Source organism: Brevundimonas sp. GW821-FHT10A07 (assembly GCF_059415785.1).
The window spans coordinates 77,573-92,305 of sequence record NZ_JBWKNX010000002.1 but is presented as its reverse complement, the minus strand read 5'-3'; the positions used below and the strand labels follow the sequence as shown (position 1 = coordinate 92,305).

The window sequence follows — 14,733 nt, the reverse complement described above, 5'->3', positions numbered from 1 at the left end:
GTCAGTCCCGACCGGTCCCGGCGGGGCGGTTGGCGTTGCACAGCGCCCTCTGCTGGGTTCCGAACACCGCACGTTCCTGGACCCAGCCGCGCAGGCGGCGCGCCCGAACCTGGCACCAGCCGTCCTCGCACTCGTCCAGCGACACCAGCGAACGGGGCGACAGGCGCGCCCGCACGGCCGAGGCCTGGGACTTGCCGGCGTGGATCATCACTTCTTCGGGCGAGGTGTTGAAGACGGACCGGCGGCCCGACGACACCGTGCGGTGGATCCAGGCCACGGCCCCGTCCGGGTCGCAGATCTTGCGCCATTCCGTCGTCTCGGCGACCACCTGCACCGGCAGGCCGGCGGCGCGGTATTCCCACAGGATCGGATAGTCCAGCCCCGGTCCCTGACGCGCGCGGACGTGCGACGACTTCAGCGAGATCCAGCGCGGCACCTCCAGCCCCGTCGGCGTGGGCCGGCCGTCGGGCATGGTCGCGCCGGCGCCGGCCAAGACGCCCACGCCCAGAATGGCCAGGGCGAGGGCGCTGCGGCGTCGCAGGCTTTGGAAGATGGCGGAGGCTTTGCTAGACACTGGATGGAACGACCCGTCGCGCGGGCTTTCGATCCTGAAATCGCCGCCCGCTAACCAAGGCCCGCAATGTCCGTCCGCAAGCTTAAGGTCGTATTAACCAGACGCCTGCCCGACGCGGTCGAGACGCGGATGCGCGAGCTTTTCGACGCCGAGCTGAACCTGAAGGACCAGCCGATGGACCGGGCGGCGCTTCAGGCGGCGGTTCAGCGGGCCGAGGTTCTGGTCCCCACCATCACCGACGTCATCGACGCCGACCTGATCAATGGCGCAGGCGATCAGCTGAAGATGATCGCCAACTTCGGCGCAGGGGTGGACCATATCGACATCGACGCGGCCGTGGCGCGCGGCATCATCGTCACCAACACCCCCGGCGTCCTGACCGAGGACACCGCCGACCTGGCCATGAGCCTGATCCTGGCCGTCAGCCGCCGCATCGTCGAGGGCGCCCAGGTGGTGGCCGAGGGGCGGTTCGAGGGCTGGACCCCGACCTGGATGTGCGGCCGCAAACTGTGGGGCAAGCGGCTGGGGATCGTCGGCATGGGCCGGATCGGCCAGGCCCTGGCCCGTCGCGCCAGGGCCTTCGGCCTGCAGGTCCATTACCACAACAGGAAGCCCGTCTCGGCCCTGATCGAGGAGGAACTGGGCGCGACCTATTGGGACGATCTGGACCAGATGCTGGCGCGGATGGACATCGTCTCGCTGAACTGCCCGGCGACGAAGGACACGCATCATCTGCTGTCCGCCGAACGCCTGGCCCGGCTTCAGCCCCACGCCATATTGATCAACACCGCGCGCGGCGATCTGATCGACGAGGCGGCCCTGTCCCAGGCCGTGGCGACCCGGTCCCTGTCCGGCGTCGGCCTGGACGTGTTCGAGAACGAGCCGGCCATCCACCCCGGCCTGCTGGGCCAGCCCAATGTCGTGCTGCTGCCCCATCTGGGCTCGGCGACGCTGGAGGCGCGCCAGGACATGGGCGACCGGGTCATCGCCAATGTCATGACCTACCAGAACAGCCACCGCCCGCCGGACCGGGTCATTCCGGCGATGCTCTAGGGCGCGGCCAGTAGCCGTTCGGCCGCCTCCGGATATTTCTGCGCCAGCCGCGCGGCCCAATCGGCCTTCATCGGCAAATGGGTTCGGACCTGACCGATGCGGCGTTCGACCAGGGCGGCGGCCTCGCGGTGGGCGGGCCAGTCCATCAGGAAGCCCAGGGCGGTCTCGAAATCGGCATAGGCGGCGGCGTGGGCCAGGGCGCGGTCCAGGGCTTCGACGTCGTCGAAGTCCGGCAGGCGGGACAGATAGGTTCGCAGGGCCGGCGCCGACAGGTCGCGTTCGAACAGGACCCAGCGCAGGTCCTGGGCTTCGGCCTTGCGCCCCTCGGCGTCGAGCAGGTCGATGGAGGCCGCCTCCCAGGCGGGGGTCAGGGGCGGCGGGCCCGCTGCGGGCGACCGACCGAAGGTGAAGCGCCGGTTCGCGGCCGACGGCTTCAGCGCGGCCTCCAGGGCCTGGCGCGCCTCGGCGATCCGACCGGCGGCCAGCAGCCGCCGCGCCGCCGCCGCCGCGAAGTCCGGCGAGCCCTGTTCGTCCGGTGTGACCAAGGACAGCCACAGATCCAGATCCTCGGCCCGGTCCGCCAGTCGCCGGATCGCCGTGCGCGCGCCGCGGACGCCCGAACTGGTGTCCAGCCCCGCCAGCACGGCCCGCGCCAGTTCCGGCGTCAGGGCCTCGCCCGCCGCGCCGATCCAGCGGGCGTAGTCGAGCGGATGGCGTTCGATCGCGGCGGCCAGACGTTCCATCGCCGCCGGATCCATGAGGGCCGCCTGGGCGACCGTCCAAAGCTCGGGAGCCGCCGCCTCGAACGCCGCCGTCATCTCGCCACGCGGATCCTTGACCCGCAAGGTCAGACCGCGAAACAGATCGAACCAGGCGATCAACCGGTCCAGCCCGGCGACGGGCGCCGTCGGGGCCAGATCCTCCACCACCGCGCTGCGAAGCATGTCGAGGTCGCGCAGCAGGTCCGGCCGTTTGCGCCAGGACACCCGCGCCCGTGCAGACGCCAGGGCCGTCAGCCGCTTGTCCAGCTCAACCGTCAGGGGCTCGACCCCCGCCTCGGCCGCCAGCACCAGCCGCAGACGACGCTTCAGCAAGGCGTCGCCGTCCGCCGCCTGCATCAACAGCTCGCCCAGCCGATCCGCCCCCAGGGACGCCAGACTGGCGGCGTTCAGACGTTTGGGCGAGGCGGGGCGTCGGGCCATCGGGTCTCCTTTTCACAAGTCTGTCGAACCGGACTCACACGGCTGTCGAAAACCACGGGCAGGGGAGGAACCGCCGCGAGCGAGCTTCGTTTCCGGCGACCTGTCTGAGGAAGCGTGCGTTGGACTCCTACTATTGTATCGTCAACCTGCCGGGCGTTCCGGTGCGTGACATCTGTGTTCTGGGCGCGACCGACGACTCGGCGGCGAATCAGGCTCTGGCCGAGCTCGCCCGGACCTGGGTCGGGTTCGAGACCCTTTATCTGTATTGCGGCGAGCGGCTGGTGACGGTGCTCAGCAACCCCGCCCTGGGCTTCGCCCCGCCCATCCCGGACCTGGATCTGGCCGACGTCCGTTTCGCCACGGCCGCCTGAGGTTCAGCCGCCGCAAACCGGGCACTGGGGGTCGGCCGTCACCCGCACCGTCCGCGCCATCGCCGCCAGACCGTCGTACAGCATCAGCCGCCCGGCCAGAGCCTCGCCCGCCCCGGTGATCAGCTTGATCGTCTCCAGCGCCGCCATCGATCCGACCACGCCCGCCAGGGCGCCGACCACGCCGACACGGGCGCAGGTCTCGGCGTCCGGCGGGATCTCGGGCACCAGGCACTGGTAACAGGGCCGACCGGCGAACACCCCCACCTGGCCGCTCCATCTCCCCAGGGCGCCCGAGACCAAAGGCTTGCCGGCCGCCACGCAGGCGGCGTTGACGATCAGCCGGGTCTCGAAATCATCGGTCCCGTCCAGCACGATGTCGAAACCGTCGATCCGATCGGCGGCGTTGTCCGGCGTCAGCCGTTCGGCGAAGGTCTGGATCGTCACATGCGGGTTCAGCCCGCCCAGGCGTTCGGCGGCCGCTTCGACCTTGGGCCGGCCCACCTCGGGGGTGGAAAAGGCGATCTGGCGCTGCAGGTTCGACAAACCCACCACGTCGTCGTCGATCAGACCCAACGTCCCGACGCCGGCTGCCGCCAGATAGAGGGCCGCCGGCGCGCCCACGCCGCCGGCCCCGACGATCAGCACCCGCGCGCGCTTCAGGGCCTGCTGGCCCGGCCCCCCGATCTCGGACAGGACCAGATGGCGAGCGTAGCGTTCGACTTCGTCTTCAGAGAAAACCATGCCCTTCTCTAACGAGCGGCAGGCTTGGGCGCGAGGCCTCAGGAGACGGCGGCCAGGCTCCGGCTCGCCTCCGACACGATCCTGTCGGCGCTCGCGCTCACGCTCGGATGATCCAGCCCCTCGGCCAGCAGGCGCTCCAGCCCCGGAGACGCGTCCGTCTGGGCCATGGCCCAACCCGGGAACAGGCGCTGATCGATCACAAGCTCGGCGAGGATGCGGATATTGGTGTGGCGTCGATCGGCGCGCAGCCGGCCCATCAACCGATCCAGATCGACCCGCGCGCCCTCAATGGCCTGAAAGAACCGGCCGTCGTGGCGCATCAGCACCCCGGTCACATGATCCCGGCGATTGTTCCGGTCCGACGCGCCGATGATGTCGATCAGGGGCAGCAGGCCCACGCCCGCGTCGCCCACGGCGTCGCTGACATAGACAATACGGAACAAACTCATTGATTACTCTTACGCTTTTACAATTTACAGCCACAAGGACCGAAGTAATGCCATAGAGTTAACGAAACACGCAGGAAAGGCGTCAGACCGCACAGCTCGAGACACGCAATCCGTCGCAGGACAACAGCCGCTCCAGCACCGAGGCGGCGAGCTGGTCCAGTCGGCGACCGCCCAGATATTCGCCCGCCTGATGAGGCGACATGGCGTTGAGCTTGACCGGCTCGGCCACACGACGGTGCACGATGGGGCGATCCTCGACGATCTTGAGATTTCGGTGACGACCGTCCGAAAGAAGGCGCGCGATCAACCGATCGAGGTCCGCGCGCATGCCTTCCAGCATCATAGCGGCCTGACCCTCATGAAACATCATGGCGCTGCCGATCATGTCGCGACGGTTGTTGCGTTCAGACGCGCCGAGAATGTCAGCCAGCATCGAGGGCGAGCGTTCAACCGCCGCGACTGTTTCACTCACGAGAAGCACACGATAGAGCAATTTTCGATCTCCCATGTCGGATCTTCCGGTCAAGGATGGCGCGTTATAAGAGAAACATGGGTATAAATATGACTACGCTATCCAGCGTCGCGCGCTCTTGATCGACGAGGCCCGTCGCGCCATCTGCGGATCATGACTCAATCGAATTTTCCCGACTGGCACGGCACCACCATTCTGGCGGTGCGCAAGAACGGCCGCACCGTCATCGCGGGCGACGGTCAGGTCTCCATGGGGCCCACCATCGTCAAGGGCGCGGCGCGCAAGGTGCGGATCCTGGCGGGCGGCAAGGTGCTGGCCGGCTTCGCGGGCGCCACAGCCGACGCCTTCACCCTGATCGAACGGCTGGAGGCCAAGCTGGAGCAGTATCCGGACCAGTTGGCGCGGGCCTGCGTCGACCTGGCCAAGGACTGGCGCACCGACCGCTATCTGCGCCGGCTGGAGGCCATGCTTCTGGTCGCGGACAAGTCGTCGATCTTCACCGTCACCGGCGTCGGCGACGTGCTGGAGCCTGAACACGGGGTCGCCGCCGTCGGCTCGGGCGGCAACTACGCCCTGTCGGCCGCCCGCGCCCTGATCGAGGAGACCGACCTAGACGCAGAGGCCGTCGCCCGCAAGGCCATGAAGATCGCCGCCGAGATCTGCGTCTATACGAACGGCAATCTGACCGTGGAGACGCTGGAGCCCTGATCGGCCCGCGACGGGCTCAGATCACGTCGGCGACGAGGCCCAAGGCCTTGAGGTCCGCGCCCCGGGCAAAGACGCCTCCTCGACCGGATAGCCCTGGGACGACGCTCAGGACCGGGCTTCGCCGATGGAGAAGGAGGCCTGTTCGCGGATGCGTCGGGCGCCGTCTTCATCGACCAATTCGCATTCCCACCACCGGATGGTCCGGCGATCGGAGGTGATGCAGGTCTTGGAGACGAGGACGGCGTGTGGGGTCATGGCGCGAAACAACGGACAGCGTTTCGCCTTTGTTCCTTCGCGATCCGGTTTTCTTTGCAGGAACAACAGACTGCCTGCGATTCACGGGTGTCTGCTCCCTGCGCCGCCGCCGGCGATACGTTGCGATCATCTCCCCCTTGGCTTAAGCGCGCGCCATGACCGATGACGCCCCCCTTCGACCCCTCGCCCGCAATCCGCGCGGTTTCGCCGACAAGCGCGGCCGCGACCTGACCGCAGAGCGCCGCATCGTCGCGCGCGTGTCCGAGGTCTATGAGCGCTGGGGCTTCGAGCCGCTGGAGACCCCGGCCTTCGAATACGCCGACGCCCTGGGCAAATTCCTGCCCGACGCCGACCGGCCGAACGAGGGGGTCTTCGCGCTCCAGGACGACGCCGGCTCGGACGAGCCGGGCGACTGGATGGCGCTGCGCTACGACCACACCGCCCCTCTGGCCCGGTTCGCGGCCCAGACCTGGGAGACCCTGCCCAAGCCGTTCCGCCGCTACGCCTATGGGCCGGTGTGGCGCAACGAGAAGCCCGGCCCGGGCCGGTTCCGCGAGTTCTGGCAGTGCGACGCCGACACCGTGGGTTCGGACCGGCCCGAGGCCGACGCCGAGATCATCGCCATGGCCTGCGAGGGTCTGGGCGCCGCCGGCCTTGATGCGGGCCAGGCCCAGATCCGCGTCTCGAACCGCAAGCTGTTCGACGGTCTGTTCGACGCCGGCGGCGTGACCGAGGCGGGCCAGCGGCTGACGGCCCTGCGCGCCATCGACAAGTTCGACCGGCTGGGCTGGGACGGCGTCGTCCAACTGCTGGGCGAAGGCCGGCTGGACGACTCCGGCGACTACACCAAGGGCGCAAGCCTTCCGGCCAGGGTGACCGGCGCCATCGAGGCCTTCCTGGCCTCGGCCAATACGCCGGGCCTGTCACGAGCCGAGACCCTGGACGCCGTCGCCCGTTCGGGCGACCTGGGCGCGGCGGGCGAAGCGGCGCTGAACGAACTGGCCGCCATCGACCGGGCGCTGGGCGCCATGCGGGTCGGCCAGGAGGCGGTGAAGTTCGATCCCACCATCGTGCGTGGGCTGGAATATTACACCGGCGCGGTGTTCGAGGCCGAACTGTTGCTGGACACCGTTGACGACAAGGGCCGTCCGGTCCGGTTCGGCTCCATCGGCGGCGGCGGGCGGTATGACGATCTGGTCGCCCGCTTCACCGGCCAGAGCGTGCCCGCCACCGGCTTCTCCTTCGGCGTCTCGCGCCTGGCCTCGGCCCTGCGCGCCGCCGGCCGCGGGGCGGAAGACGCCGTGCGCGGCCCCGTCGTCGTCATCGTCTTTTCCGACAACGACATGGCTCATTATCTGGCCGCGGTCGCCGAACTGCGCGCCGCCGGTATCGCCGCCGAGCTCTATCTGGGCCGTGCGGGCATGAAGGCCCAGATGAAATACGCCGACCGTCGCGGTTCTCCGGCCGTCGTCATCCTGGGCGGCGATGAGATTGCGGCGGGCGAAGTCACCATCAAGGACCTGGACGCCGGCCGCGCCGCGGCCGCCGCCATCACCGACAACGACGCCTGGAAGGCCGAGCGTCCGGGCCAGATGAAGATCCCTCGGGAGGGCCTGATCGCTGCGATCAAGGCTATTATCGAATAAGCTTCGAGAATAACTTGCGCGAAATATGACTTATCAATGATAAGTCGAAGAAAGTTCGACTCCGCCCGATACGTGCGTTGACGCCGCAGGGTCCGATAGGCCAAATGAACTCACTCGAGGGCAAGCGTTGCTCAAGCGCGCAGCACTCGAAGGCGTTTCGGGGAGGAAACGTCCGCTCTTCAAAGAGCGCGAAAGCCCGCTGCGATGTATCCCCCGCAGCGGGCTTTTTCGCGCCTGGAGCCGCCCGCGCCATGGACAATATGTAGACTATTTCGATGTGGTCTCGAGGTTTCCGGGGCGATTTGTCGAGGCGTCCGCCATGAAAAAGGCCGGGGCGAACCCCGGCCTTTTCCGTTCTCGAATGGGCGCCGCCTACCAGATGCGGACGCGCTCTTCCGGCGTCAGATAGTATTTGGTCCCCGGCTCGACGTCGAAGGCGTCGTACCAGGCGTCGACGTTGCGCAGCGGGCCGATGACCCGGAACTGGGCGGCCGAGTGCGGATCGGTGGCGACCTGCTGCTTCAGGGCCTCGTCGCGATATTTCGACTGCCAGACCTGGGCCCAGCCGTAGAAGAAGCGCTGGTCGCCGGTCGTTCCATCCAGCACCGGGGCGGGCTTTCCGGCCAGCGACAGATGATAGGCCTCAAGACCCACGGCCACGCCCGAGGCGTCGCCGATGTTCTCGCCCATCGTCAGGCCGGGGTTGATGGTGTAGCCGGTGATCGGTTCGTAGGTGGCGTATTGCGCGCCCAGACGGGCGGTCAGGGCTTCGAAATTGGCCTTGTCCGCAGGCGTCCACCAGTTGCGAAGCACGCCGTCGCCGTCGGACTTGGAGCCCTGGTCGTCGAAGCCGTGGCCGATCTCGTGGCCGATCACGCCGCCGATGCCGCCGTAGTTGACCGCCGGGTCGCCGTTCGGATCGAAGAAGGGCGGTTGCAGGATGGCGGCCGGGAAGACGATCTCGTTATTGGCCGAGTTGTAGTAGGCGTTCACCGTCTGCGGCGTCATGCCCCATTCGGTCTTGTCGACCGGGTCGTTCAGACGGGCGAGGTCGTAGTTCCACTCGAACAGACCGCGCCGCTCGGCGTTGCCGACCAGGTCGTCTGCACGGATCTCAAGGCCGGAATAGTCGCGCCACTTGTCCGGATAGCCGATCTTGACGGTGAATTTCCGCAGCTTCTCCTGGGCCGCCGCCTTGGTCTCGTCGCCCATCCAGCTGAGGTTGTCGATGCGGTGCGACAGGGCGGTGCGCAGATTGGCGACCAGGTCTTCCATCTTGGCCTTGGACTCGGCCGGGAAATACTGGGCGACATAGAGCCGGCCCGTCGCCTCGCCCAGCGAACCCTCGGCGAAGGAGATGGCGCGCTTCTCACGGGTGCGCTGTTCCGGCTGGCCCGACAGATCGCGCGCGCGGAAGCCCCACTGGGCGTCCGAGAACCTTTGCGACAGCAGGGGGGCCATGTCGTCGGCGGTGTGGAAGGCTTCCCACGCCTGGAGCAGTTCGATCGGCGTCTCGGCGTAGAGGGCCGCGATCTTGGGCATGGCCGTGTCCTGGCGCACGATCAGGCGGGGCACGCCGCCCAGTTCGGCCGCATCATAATAGGCCTGCCAGTCGAAGCCGGGCGCATCCTGGGTCAGTTTGGCGATGGTGACCTCGTTATAGGTCTTGTCGCGGTTGCGGTTCTCGACCGGGGTCCAGTGCGCCTCGGCGATCTTGGTTTCGAGCTCCACAATCTCGGCCGCCGTGGTGAACGGCTTGTCCCAACCCGACATGGCCAGGATTTGCCCGACGTAGGTCGTGTAAAGGTGCTTCTTGTCGGCGTAGCGGGCGTCCAGATAATAGTCGCGGTTGGGCAGGCCGATGCCCGACTGACCGGTCGAGACGACGTAGCGGGTCGGCTGTTTCGCGTCGATGGTGATGCCGGTGCCGAAGAAGGAGCCGCCGAAACGGCCGACCGTCTGGCCCATGTAGACGGCCATCTTCTCATGGCTGTCGGCGGCGCGGATGGCGGCCAGATAGGGTTGCAGCGGCTGGGCGTCCAGCTGATCGATGCGCGCCTGGTCGATGTAGGACCGATAGGCGTCGGCCACCTTGGCCTCATCCGAGCCGGGCGTCAGGTCGGTGCGTGCGGCCAGACCCGTGACCAGTTCCTTCATCCGGTTGTCCGACAGTTCGCGCAGCAGGGCGAAGGAGCCGTAGCTGGTGCGGTCCGAAGGGATGACCAGCTTGTCGAAGGCCGCGCCGTTGGCGTAGCGGAAGAAGTCGTCGCCCGGCTTCACCGAGGTGTCGCGGCCGTTCAGATCGAAGCCCCAGGTTCCGTAGCGGGGGGCGTCCACGCCCTGCCAGCCGGCTGCGGTCTCCTCGCCCGAGAACAGCGAGACGATCGAGCAGGTCTCGTCGATACAGGCGTGGTCGTGGTCGATGTCCTGGGCGAAGGCGGCGGCAGGCGCCAAAAGGGCGCCGACAGCGGCGGCGATAAGCAGTCTTTTCATCACTGTATCCTAGGTTCCACCCTTGGAGCGGGCAGGTCGGAGCGGACCCTAGACCCGAGGTTGGGGCTGTCGCCTTAAAAAAAGTTCATGAAACGGTCGCGACGTCTCGCCAGGGACGGCGGTTCCGGGTCACATGCCGGGGATACGGAGGGCGAATGCAGGGGCACGGCGCAGACTACAAGGATCTGGTGGTCTTCCTGGCGGCGGCGGGGGTGATCGTGCCCCTGGTCAATCGGCTGAAGATCAGTCCGGTTCTGGGCTTTCTGGCCGCCGGGGTGGTGTTGGGGCCCAGCGGGCTGGCGCGGTTTTCGGACACGCTTCCCTGGCTCTCCTATTTCACCATCAGCGATCCGGTTCAGCTGGCGCAGTTGTCGGAACTGGGCGTCGCCTTCCTGCTGTTCATGATCGGGCTGGAGCTGTCGTGGGAGCGGCTGCGCGCCATGCGGCGGCTGGTCTTCGGCCTGGGGCTGATGCAGGTCGTCGTCTGCACCCTGGTGCTGGCGGGCCTGTTCGTGCTGCTGGGCCAGAGCCTGGTCAGCGCGGCGGTGCTGGGCATGGGCCTGGCCCTGTCCTCGACGGCGGTCGTCATGCCGGTCCTGGCCGAAAGCGGGCGGCTGAAGGGTACGGTCGGTCGGTCGACCTTCGCCATTCTGCTGGCCCAGGATCTGTCGGTCGCGCCCATCCTGATCACCGTCAGCGTGATGGCCGCAGTCGCCCAGGCGGGCGGGTCGCTGGATCCGGCGGTTCTGGGACGGTCGCTGTTCACCCTGGTGCCGGCCGCCATCGGCCTGGGCCTGCTGGTTCTTATGGGTCGTGTGGTGCTGCGGCCGATGTTCCGCTCGGTGGCCCAGGCGCGCAAGTCGGCGCAGGGCGGCGAGCTGTTCGTCGCCGCCAGCCTGCTGGTCGTGGTGGTCGCCGGACTGGCGGCCCAGGCCAGCGGCCTGTCGATGAGCATCGGCGCCCTGGTCGCCGGGGTGCTTCTGGCCGAGACCGAGTTCCGGCGCGAGGTCGAGGTCTCCATCGAACCGTTCAAGGGTCTTTTGCTGGGGGTCTTCTTCGTCGGGGTCGGCCTGGGCCTGGACCTGGGCGCGGTCGCGGCCAATCCGGTCCTGCTGTTCGGCCTGGCCCTGGCCATCACCGTGGTCAAGACCGGCGTCATCTTCGGCCTGGCGCGCCTGTGGGGCCTAGGCGCGCGCCCGGCGCTGGAGACCGCCCTGGTCCTGGCGCCGGCGGGCGAGTTCGCCTTCGTGGTCTTCGCCACCGGCATGGTCGAGGGGATCGCCCCGCCGGCCCTGACCAGCACCGTGGCCCTGTCGGCGACCCTGAGCATCTTCTCCATTCCCCTCCTGGCCCTGCTGGGCCAGAGGCTGTCGCGCGAAAAGGCGCCGGCCCTGCCGACCACGCCCGAGGGCGCAGCCCCGCCGGAACAGGCCGACGGCGCCGTCATCATCGTCGGCTTCGGCCGGGTTGGACGACTGATCGGGGAGCTGCTGAAGGAACACGACCAGGCCTTCATCGCCCTGGACACCGACGCCGCCGCCGTGGCGGCGGGACGTCGCGACGGATTCGACGTCTTCTACGGCGACGCGGGTCGCGCCGAGATGCTGGCGCATTGCGGCGTCCTGTCGACCCGCGCCCTGATCGTCACCATGGACGCCCCGACCAAGGTGGACGAGGTGGTGACCACGGCTCGCGCCTTGCGCGACGACCTGATCATCATCGCTCGCGCCCGCGACGACCAACATGCGGCGCGCCTCTATGCGCTGGGCGTCACCGACGCGGTGCCCGAAACGACCGAGGCCAGCCTGCAGCTGGCGGAGAACACCCTGGTCGATCTGGGCGTGCCCATGGGCTTGGTTCTGGCCTCGATCCACGAGAAGCGGGATCAGTTCCGCCGGACCTTCCAGGCCGCCATACCCGCCGGAGGACGCAGTAGAACCACCCGCGCGTTGAGAATGCCTCAGATTGGGACAGGTAACCATAACAGTTAAGCTTAGAAATCGGGCTGTTAACCGCGACATTAGCTTTTGCGACCCATTTTCGTCATGGTTCCGTGATGCAAGCCCTGCTTCAGCATCGCGCGGTTGGCGGGCGAAGCAACATAACGTCTCGCCTCGCGGTCTAAGCGACTGACCCAGTCAACTTCGGGCCGTCAGGGCTTCCGAAATGCGTAGAGTAAAAGCCTGATTTCATGACCGATACCGTTCTCTCGACCGAAGCCGCTCCCCGCCTGAACCGCCGTCAGGCCGCCAAGGTCCGGACGCGCCAGAAGGTTCTGGACGCCGCCCGCTCCCTGTTCGCCGAGCGCGGCTATGAGCCAGCCACGATCCGCGACATCGCCAAGGGCGCCGGCATGTCCACCGGGGCGGTCTTCGCCAACTTCCAGGACAAGGCCGAACTGTTCGAAGCCGTCCTGACCGAGGACATGACCCGCCTGGCCGAGGTGGTCGAGGCGGGCGCGCCCCAGGGCGAACCCGTTCGCCAGCGACTGCTGGGCGCCCTCAGCGCCGGCTATCACTCCTCGCTGGACCAGTTGCCCTTGTTCCAGGCCATCGTCGCCCGGTCGTGGTTCCAGCCCCTGGCCGCCGAGATGCGCGCCCGCGCCGCGACCAAGAACCTGCTGCTGGCGATCGGCGGCATCCTCCAGGAAGCCGTCGCCAAGGGCGAGGTGAACAAGGACGCCGACATCCGCCTGCTGGTCGAGCTGATCTGGGACGCCTATCTGTCGAACTACCGCCGCGCCGCCTATGACGAATGGGACGCTCAAGCCCTGTCCGACCATATGGGCAAGCAGATCGACGTGATCCTGGCTGGCGCGCTGTCCGCCAAATAATCCAATCAAAGCGCCTGAAAAGGTCGGGGCCGCCGCGCGGTCCCGGCCTTTTTCATGCCCGGCGTTCCGCGCTCAGGCCTTACGCTTCAGGGTGACGTAGAAGGCGCCGTTGCCGCCGTGCCTCTGGTGGGCGACGGTGAAGCCGGACACGACGCCGCGCAGGCCCGGCGACTGCATCCATTCCCCGAACGAGGCGCGGATCACCCCGCCCCCCAGCCGTCCCTGGCCGGTGATGACCAGGACCGCCCGCATGCCCCGCGCCTGGCACGACGTCAGAAAGGCCTGCAGCTGATCCTCGGCCTCGAACCGGCCGAAGCCGTGCAGGTCGATGCGCGCCTCGATGGGGTCCCGCTCGCGCGACAGCCGGTGTTTGCGGCGCGGCTCCAGATCCTCGGGCGCGGAGCGGACACGCGAGGCGGCGGTGCGGGACGCCGGGGGGCGAGAGTCGACCGGCGGGGCGGTCGGGAGGTTGCGTTGCGGCGAGACCTTGGGCAGGCGGCGCGGATGCTCGGGCGGGGCGACCACGACATGGGCCGGAGCCTCGGCGCCGGGGGTGACGCGGGCGGCCTTGCGGCTGCGCGGGGCGGCGACCGTGCCGGTGATGCGGCTCCAGATGCGACGGTCCTCGGGCGTCAGCCCGTTCTCGTCACGGCCGGGGCCCTTGCGCTTCATGCCTCGGCGTCGTCGTCGAAGGCGTCGCCCGGACCGGGTTCGTGAACCAGCAGATCGCCGGGCTGACAGTCCAGTTCGCGGCACAGGGCGTCGAGGGTCGAGAACCGCACGGCGCGCGCCTTGCCCGTCTTCAGGATCGACAGATTCGCCACCGTCACCCCGACCCGGTCGGCGAGTTCGGTCAGCGACATGCGGCGTTCGACGAGGACGCGATCAAGCTGGACGCGGATGGCCATGGGGAAGTCCTACTGGAAACGGCTCAGATCGTCAGTTCGGATTCGCGGCGCAGGCGCGCCCCCTCGCGGAAAACCTCCGCCAGGACGAAGACGATCAGGACGGAGAAGATCGGGGTCAGCAGTTCACCCAGCCCCTGGGGGTCCATGACGCCGGGCGCCAGACGGGCGGCGACGAAGCCCTGGGCCAGCCAGACGCCGCCGGTCACGACCGCCAGGGTCAGACCGATCTGGCGCAGACGGCGGACATTGTCGGGATGGAAGGGGTCGCCCATGGTCAAGGTGCGGAAGATCCGACGCAGGCTGCGCAGGATCAGCATGAAGCCGCCGAAATAGGCGGTGGCCGCCCCCAGGCCGAACAGCAGAAGCATACGGGTCAGCGGCAGCTGTCGCCCGCCGGACTCGCCGCTGACGGTGATGTTCACATTGTCCAGGGGAATGAAGACGGCGGCGACCAGCAGCAACAACAGCAGGCCGGTGATGAGCCAGAGCAGGATATAGGCGACGTCCAGCGCCACCTTCAGCACGCTGGAGACCGAACCCGGGCCCAGGGCGCGGAACGGGGCCTTCAGCGGCGCGGTCATGGCGCGCAGCCAGCGAGGAGCGGGCCATTTCGGGGTCAGCCATTTGGGACTCGGCGCCTCGCCTCGCTTCAGCGGATGTCGCGGCGGGAGCAGGCGCATGGTCGGTCTCAGGCCGGAGGGAAGGGCGCGACGGCTGCGCGGGGTCCGGCGAACCCGCGCGCAGCTCTATACATCGCGGTCTTCGTCAAGGTCGTCAAAGCTCTCGTGATCGATACAGGGCTGGACTTGGGCGCGATCAGAGGGCTTGAACCAGAATGGCGACCAGGGCGGTCGGCAGGGCGGCGATCAGGACCGTGTTGACGAAAGCGGCGCAGACCTTGTCCAGCCAGAGCGACATGTTCATCGTATGCATCAGGGTTCTCCGTTGTTCCTGTTTGGGTGATAATCACCCGCTTGGTTTATTATCCGCATGATCGTTCCGGATTTTCCGGAAGTCCTGAACGGTGC

At 67.9% G+C, this 14,733-nt stretch carries 16 protein-coding genes; 6 read left to right on the top strand and 10 right to left on the bottom strand.

Annotated elements, in window-relative coordinates; translation table 11 throughout:
* Position 1 precedes the first annotated feature (1 nt).
* A complete protein-coding gene (locus AC07NC_RS01905; RefSeq protein ID WP_292148386.1) occupies positions 2-574 on the bottom strand; it encodes an SH3 domain-containing protein in 573 nt (190 codons plus the stop codon).
* 66 nt (positions 575-640) lie between these two features.
* Here AC07NC_RS01905 and AC07NC_RS01900 point away from each other — a divergent pair, with 66 nt between their 5' ends.
* Positions 641-1,627, top strand: coding sequence for a 2-hydroxyacid dehydrogenase (locus AC07NC_RS01900; protein ID WP_494568436.1), 987 nt, complete (start codon positions 641-643; stop codon positions 1,625-1,627).
* On the opposite strand, the gene AC07NC_RS01895 is transcribed toward AC07NC_RS01900, so the two are convergent.
* The gene (locus tag AC07NC_RS01895; RefSeq protein WP_494568435.1) at positions 1,624-2,829 is read right to left on the bottom strand and encodes a DUF6880 family protein; all 1,206 of its coding nucleotides are present in this window, start codon (positions 2,827-2,829) and stop codon (positions 1,624-1,626) included. The genes AC07NC_RS01900 and AC07NC_RS01895 overlap by 4 nt on opposite strands.
* A gap of 119 nt (positions 2,830-2,948) precedes the next feature.
* Between AC07NC_RS01895 and AC07NC_RS01890 the strand changes: the two genes are divergently transcribed.
* On the top strand, positions 2,949-3,200 hold the full coding sequence (locus AC07NC_RS01890; protein WP_008262988.1) for a hypothetical protein: 252 nt from the start codon (positions 2,949-2,951) through the stop codon (positions 3,198-3,200).
* Positions 3,201-3,203: 3 nt separating this feature from the next.
* Here AC07NC_RS01890 and AC07NC_RS01885 read toward each other — a convergent pair whose 3' ends face one another.
* From AC07NC_RS01885 to AC07NC_RS01875, 3 genes are all read right to left on the bottom strand, one after another.
* Entirely contained in the window at positions 3,204-3,941 is a 738-nt protein-coding gene (locus AC07NC_RS01885) for a HesA/MoeB/ThiF family protein (protein ID WP_494568434.1), read from the bottom strand.
* A 38-nt stretch (positions 3,942-3,979) separates the two neighbouring features.
* Positions 3,980-4,390, bottom strand: coding sequence for a BLUF domain-containing protein (locus tag AC07NC_RS01880; protein ID WP_154725820.1), 411 nt, complete (start codon positions 4,388-4,390; stop codon positions 3,980-3,982).
* Between the two features lie 82 nt (positions 4,391-4,472).
* Positions 4,473-4,883, bottom strand: a complete 411-nt coding sequence (locus tag AC07NC_RS01875; RefSeq protein WP_494568433.1) for a BLUF domain-containing protein — start codon at positions 4,881-4,883, stop codon at positions 4,473-4,475.
* A 132-nt stretch (positions 4,884-5,015) separates the two neighbouring features.
* On the opposite strand from AC07NC_RS01875, the gene hslV reads away from it, so the two are divergent.
* Positions 5,016-5,570 (top strand): ATP-dependent protease subunit HslV, encoded by a 555-nt coding sequence (hslV, locus tag AC07NC_RS01870; protein WP_494568432.1) that lies wholly within the window; start codon positions 5,016-5,018, stop codon positions 5,568-5,570.
* Positions 5,571-5,675: 105 nt separating this feature from the next.
* Here hslV and AC07NC_RS01865 read toward each other — a convergent pair whose 3' ends face one another.
* A complete protein-coding gene (locus AC07NC_RS01865) occupies positions 5,676-5,825 on the bottom strand; it encodes a hypothetical protein (protein WP_494568431.1) in 150 nt (49 codons plus the stop codon).
* Between the two features lie 155 nt (positions 5,826-5,980).
* Here AC07NC_RS01865 and hisS point away from each other — a divergent pair, with 155 nt between their 5' ends.
* Complete coding sequence (gene hisS / locus AC07NC_RS01860) at positions 5,981-7,471, top strand: histidine--tRNA ligase (protein ID WP_494568430.1); 1,491 nt, start codon at positions 5,981-5,983, stop codon at positions 7,469-7,471.
* 372 nt (positions 7,472-7,843) lie between these two features.
* On the opposite strand, the gene AC07NC_RS01855 is transcribed toward hisS, so the two are convergent.
* The gene (locus AC07NC_RS01855) at positions 7,844-9,964 is read right to left on the bottom strand and encodes a M13 family metallopeptidase (protein ID WP_494568429.1); all 2,121 of its coding nucleotides are present in this window, start codon (positions 9,962-9,964) and stop codon (positions 7,844-7,846) included.
* A 155-nt stretch (positions 9,965-10,119) separates the two neighbouring features.
* Between AC07NC_RS01855 and AC07NC_RS01850 the strand changes: the two genes are divergently transcribed.
* Both AC07NC_RS01850 and AC07NC_RS01845 read left to right on the top strand, forming a co-directional pair.
* Positions 10,120-11,955, top strand: coding sequence for a cation:proton antiporter domain-containing protein (locus tag AC07NC_RS01850; protein ID WP_008264369.1), 1,836 nt, complete (start codon positions 10,120-10,122; stop codon positions 11,953-11,955).
* 200 nt (positions 11,956-12,155) lie between these two features.
* Positions 12,156-12,797, top strand: coding sequence for a TetR/AcrR family transcriptional regulator (locus AC07NC_RS01845; RefSeq protein ID WP_008261977.1), 642 nt, complete (start codon positions 12,156-12,158; stop codon positions 12,795-12,797).
* Positions 12,798-12,869: 72 nt separating this feature from the next.
* Here the strand turns inward: AC07NC_RS01845 and AC07NC_RS01840 are convergent, their stop codons facing one another.
* The 3 genes from AC07NC_RS01840 to AC07NC_RS01830 are packed head-to-tail and all read right to left on the bottom strand — an operon-like array spanning position 12,870 to position 14,385.
* The gene (locus tag AC07NC_RS01840; RefSeq protein WP_287927542.1) at positions 12,870-13,469 is read right to left on the bottom strand and encodes a Smr/MutS family protein; all 600 of its coding nucleotides are present in this window, start codon (positions 13,467-13,469) and stop codon (positions 12,870-12,872) included.
* The gene (locus AC07NC_RS01835; RefSeq protein WP_008258757.1) at positions 13,466-13,705 is read right to left on the bottom strand and encodes a helix-turn-helix domain-containing protein; all 240 of its coding nucleotides are present in this window, start codon (positions 13,703-13,705) and stop codon (positions 13,466-13,468) included. Before AC07NC_RS01835 ends, AC07NC_RS01840 begins: the two co-directional genes overlap by 4 nt.
* A gap of 23 nt (positions 13,706-13,728) precedes the next feature.
* Positions 13,729-14,385, bottom strand: a complete 657-nt coding sequence (locus tag AC07NC_RS01830) for a DUF2975 domain-containing protein (protein WP_492071969.1) — start codon at positions 14,383-14,385, stop codon at positions 13,729-13,731.
* Positions 14,386-14,733: the final 348 nt, after the last annotated feature.

Excerpts from the sequence above, each read along its gene's own strand:
- AC07NC_RS01840 (WP_287927542.1), bottom strand. The coding sequence starts at position 13,469 with ATGAAGCGCAAGGGCCCCGGCCGTGACGAGAACGGGCTGACGCCCGAG.
- AC07NC_RS01880 (WP_154725820.1), bottom strand. The coding sequence starts at position 4,390 with ATGAGTTTGTTCCGTATTGTCTATGTCAGCGACGCCGTGGGCGACGCG.
- AC07NC_RS01885 (WP_494568434.1), bottom strand. The coding sequence starts at position 3,941 with ATGGTTTTCTCTGAAGACGAAGTCGAACGCTACGCTCGCCATCTGGTC.
- AC07NC_RS01850 (WP_008264369.1), top strand. The coding sequence starts at position 10,120 with ATGCAGGGGCACGGCGCAGACTACAAGGATCTGGTGGTCTTCCTGGCG.
- AC07NC_RS01865 (WP_494568431.1), bottom strand. The coding sequence starts at position 5,825 with ATGACCCCACACGCCGTCCTCGTCTCCAAGACCTGCATCACCTCCGAT.
- AC07NC_RS01895 (WP_494568435.1), bottom strand. The coding sequence starts at position 2,829 with ATGGCCCGACGCCCCGCCTCGCCCAAACGTCTGAACGCCGCCAGTCTG.
- AC07NC_RS01830 (WP_492071969.1), bottom strand. The coding sequence starts at position 14,385 with ATGCGCCTGCTCCCGCCGCGACATCCGCTGAAGCGAGGCGAGGCGCCG.
- AC07NC_RS01835 (WP_008258757.1), bottom strand. The coding sequence starts at position 13,705 with ATGGCCATCCGCGTCCAGCTTGATCGCGTCCTCGTCGAACGCCGCATG.
- AC07NC_RS01855 (WP_494568429.1), bottom strand. The coding sequence starts at position 9,964 with ATGAAAAGACTGCTTATCGCCGCCGCTGTCGGCGCCCTTTTGGCGCCT.
- hslV (WP_494568432.1), top strand. The coding sequence starts at position 5,016 with ATGACTCAATCGAATTTTCCCGACTGGCACGGCACCACCATTCTGGCG.
- hisS (WP_494568430.1), top strand. The coding sequence starts at position 5,981 with ATGACCGATGACGCCCCCCTTCGACCCCTCGCCCGCAATCCGCGCGGT.
- AC07NC_RS01845 (WP_008261977.1), top strand. The coding sequence starts at position 12,156 with ATGACCGATACCGTTCTCTCGACCGAAGCCGCTCCCCGCCTGAACCGC.
- AC07NC_RS01900 (WP_494568436.1), top strand. The coding sequence starts at position 641 with ATGTCCGTCCGCAAGCTTAAGGTCGTATTAACCAGACGCCTGCCCGAC.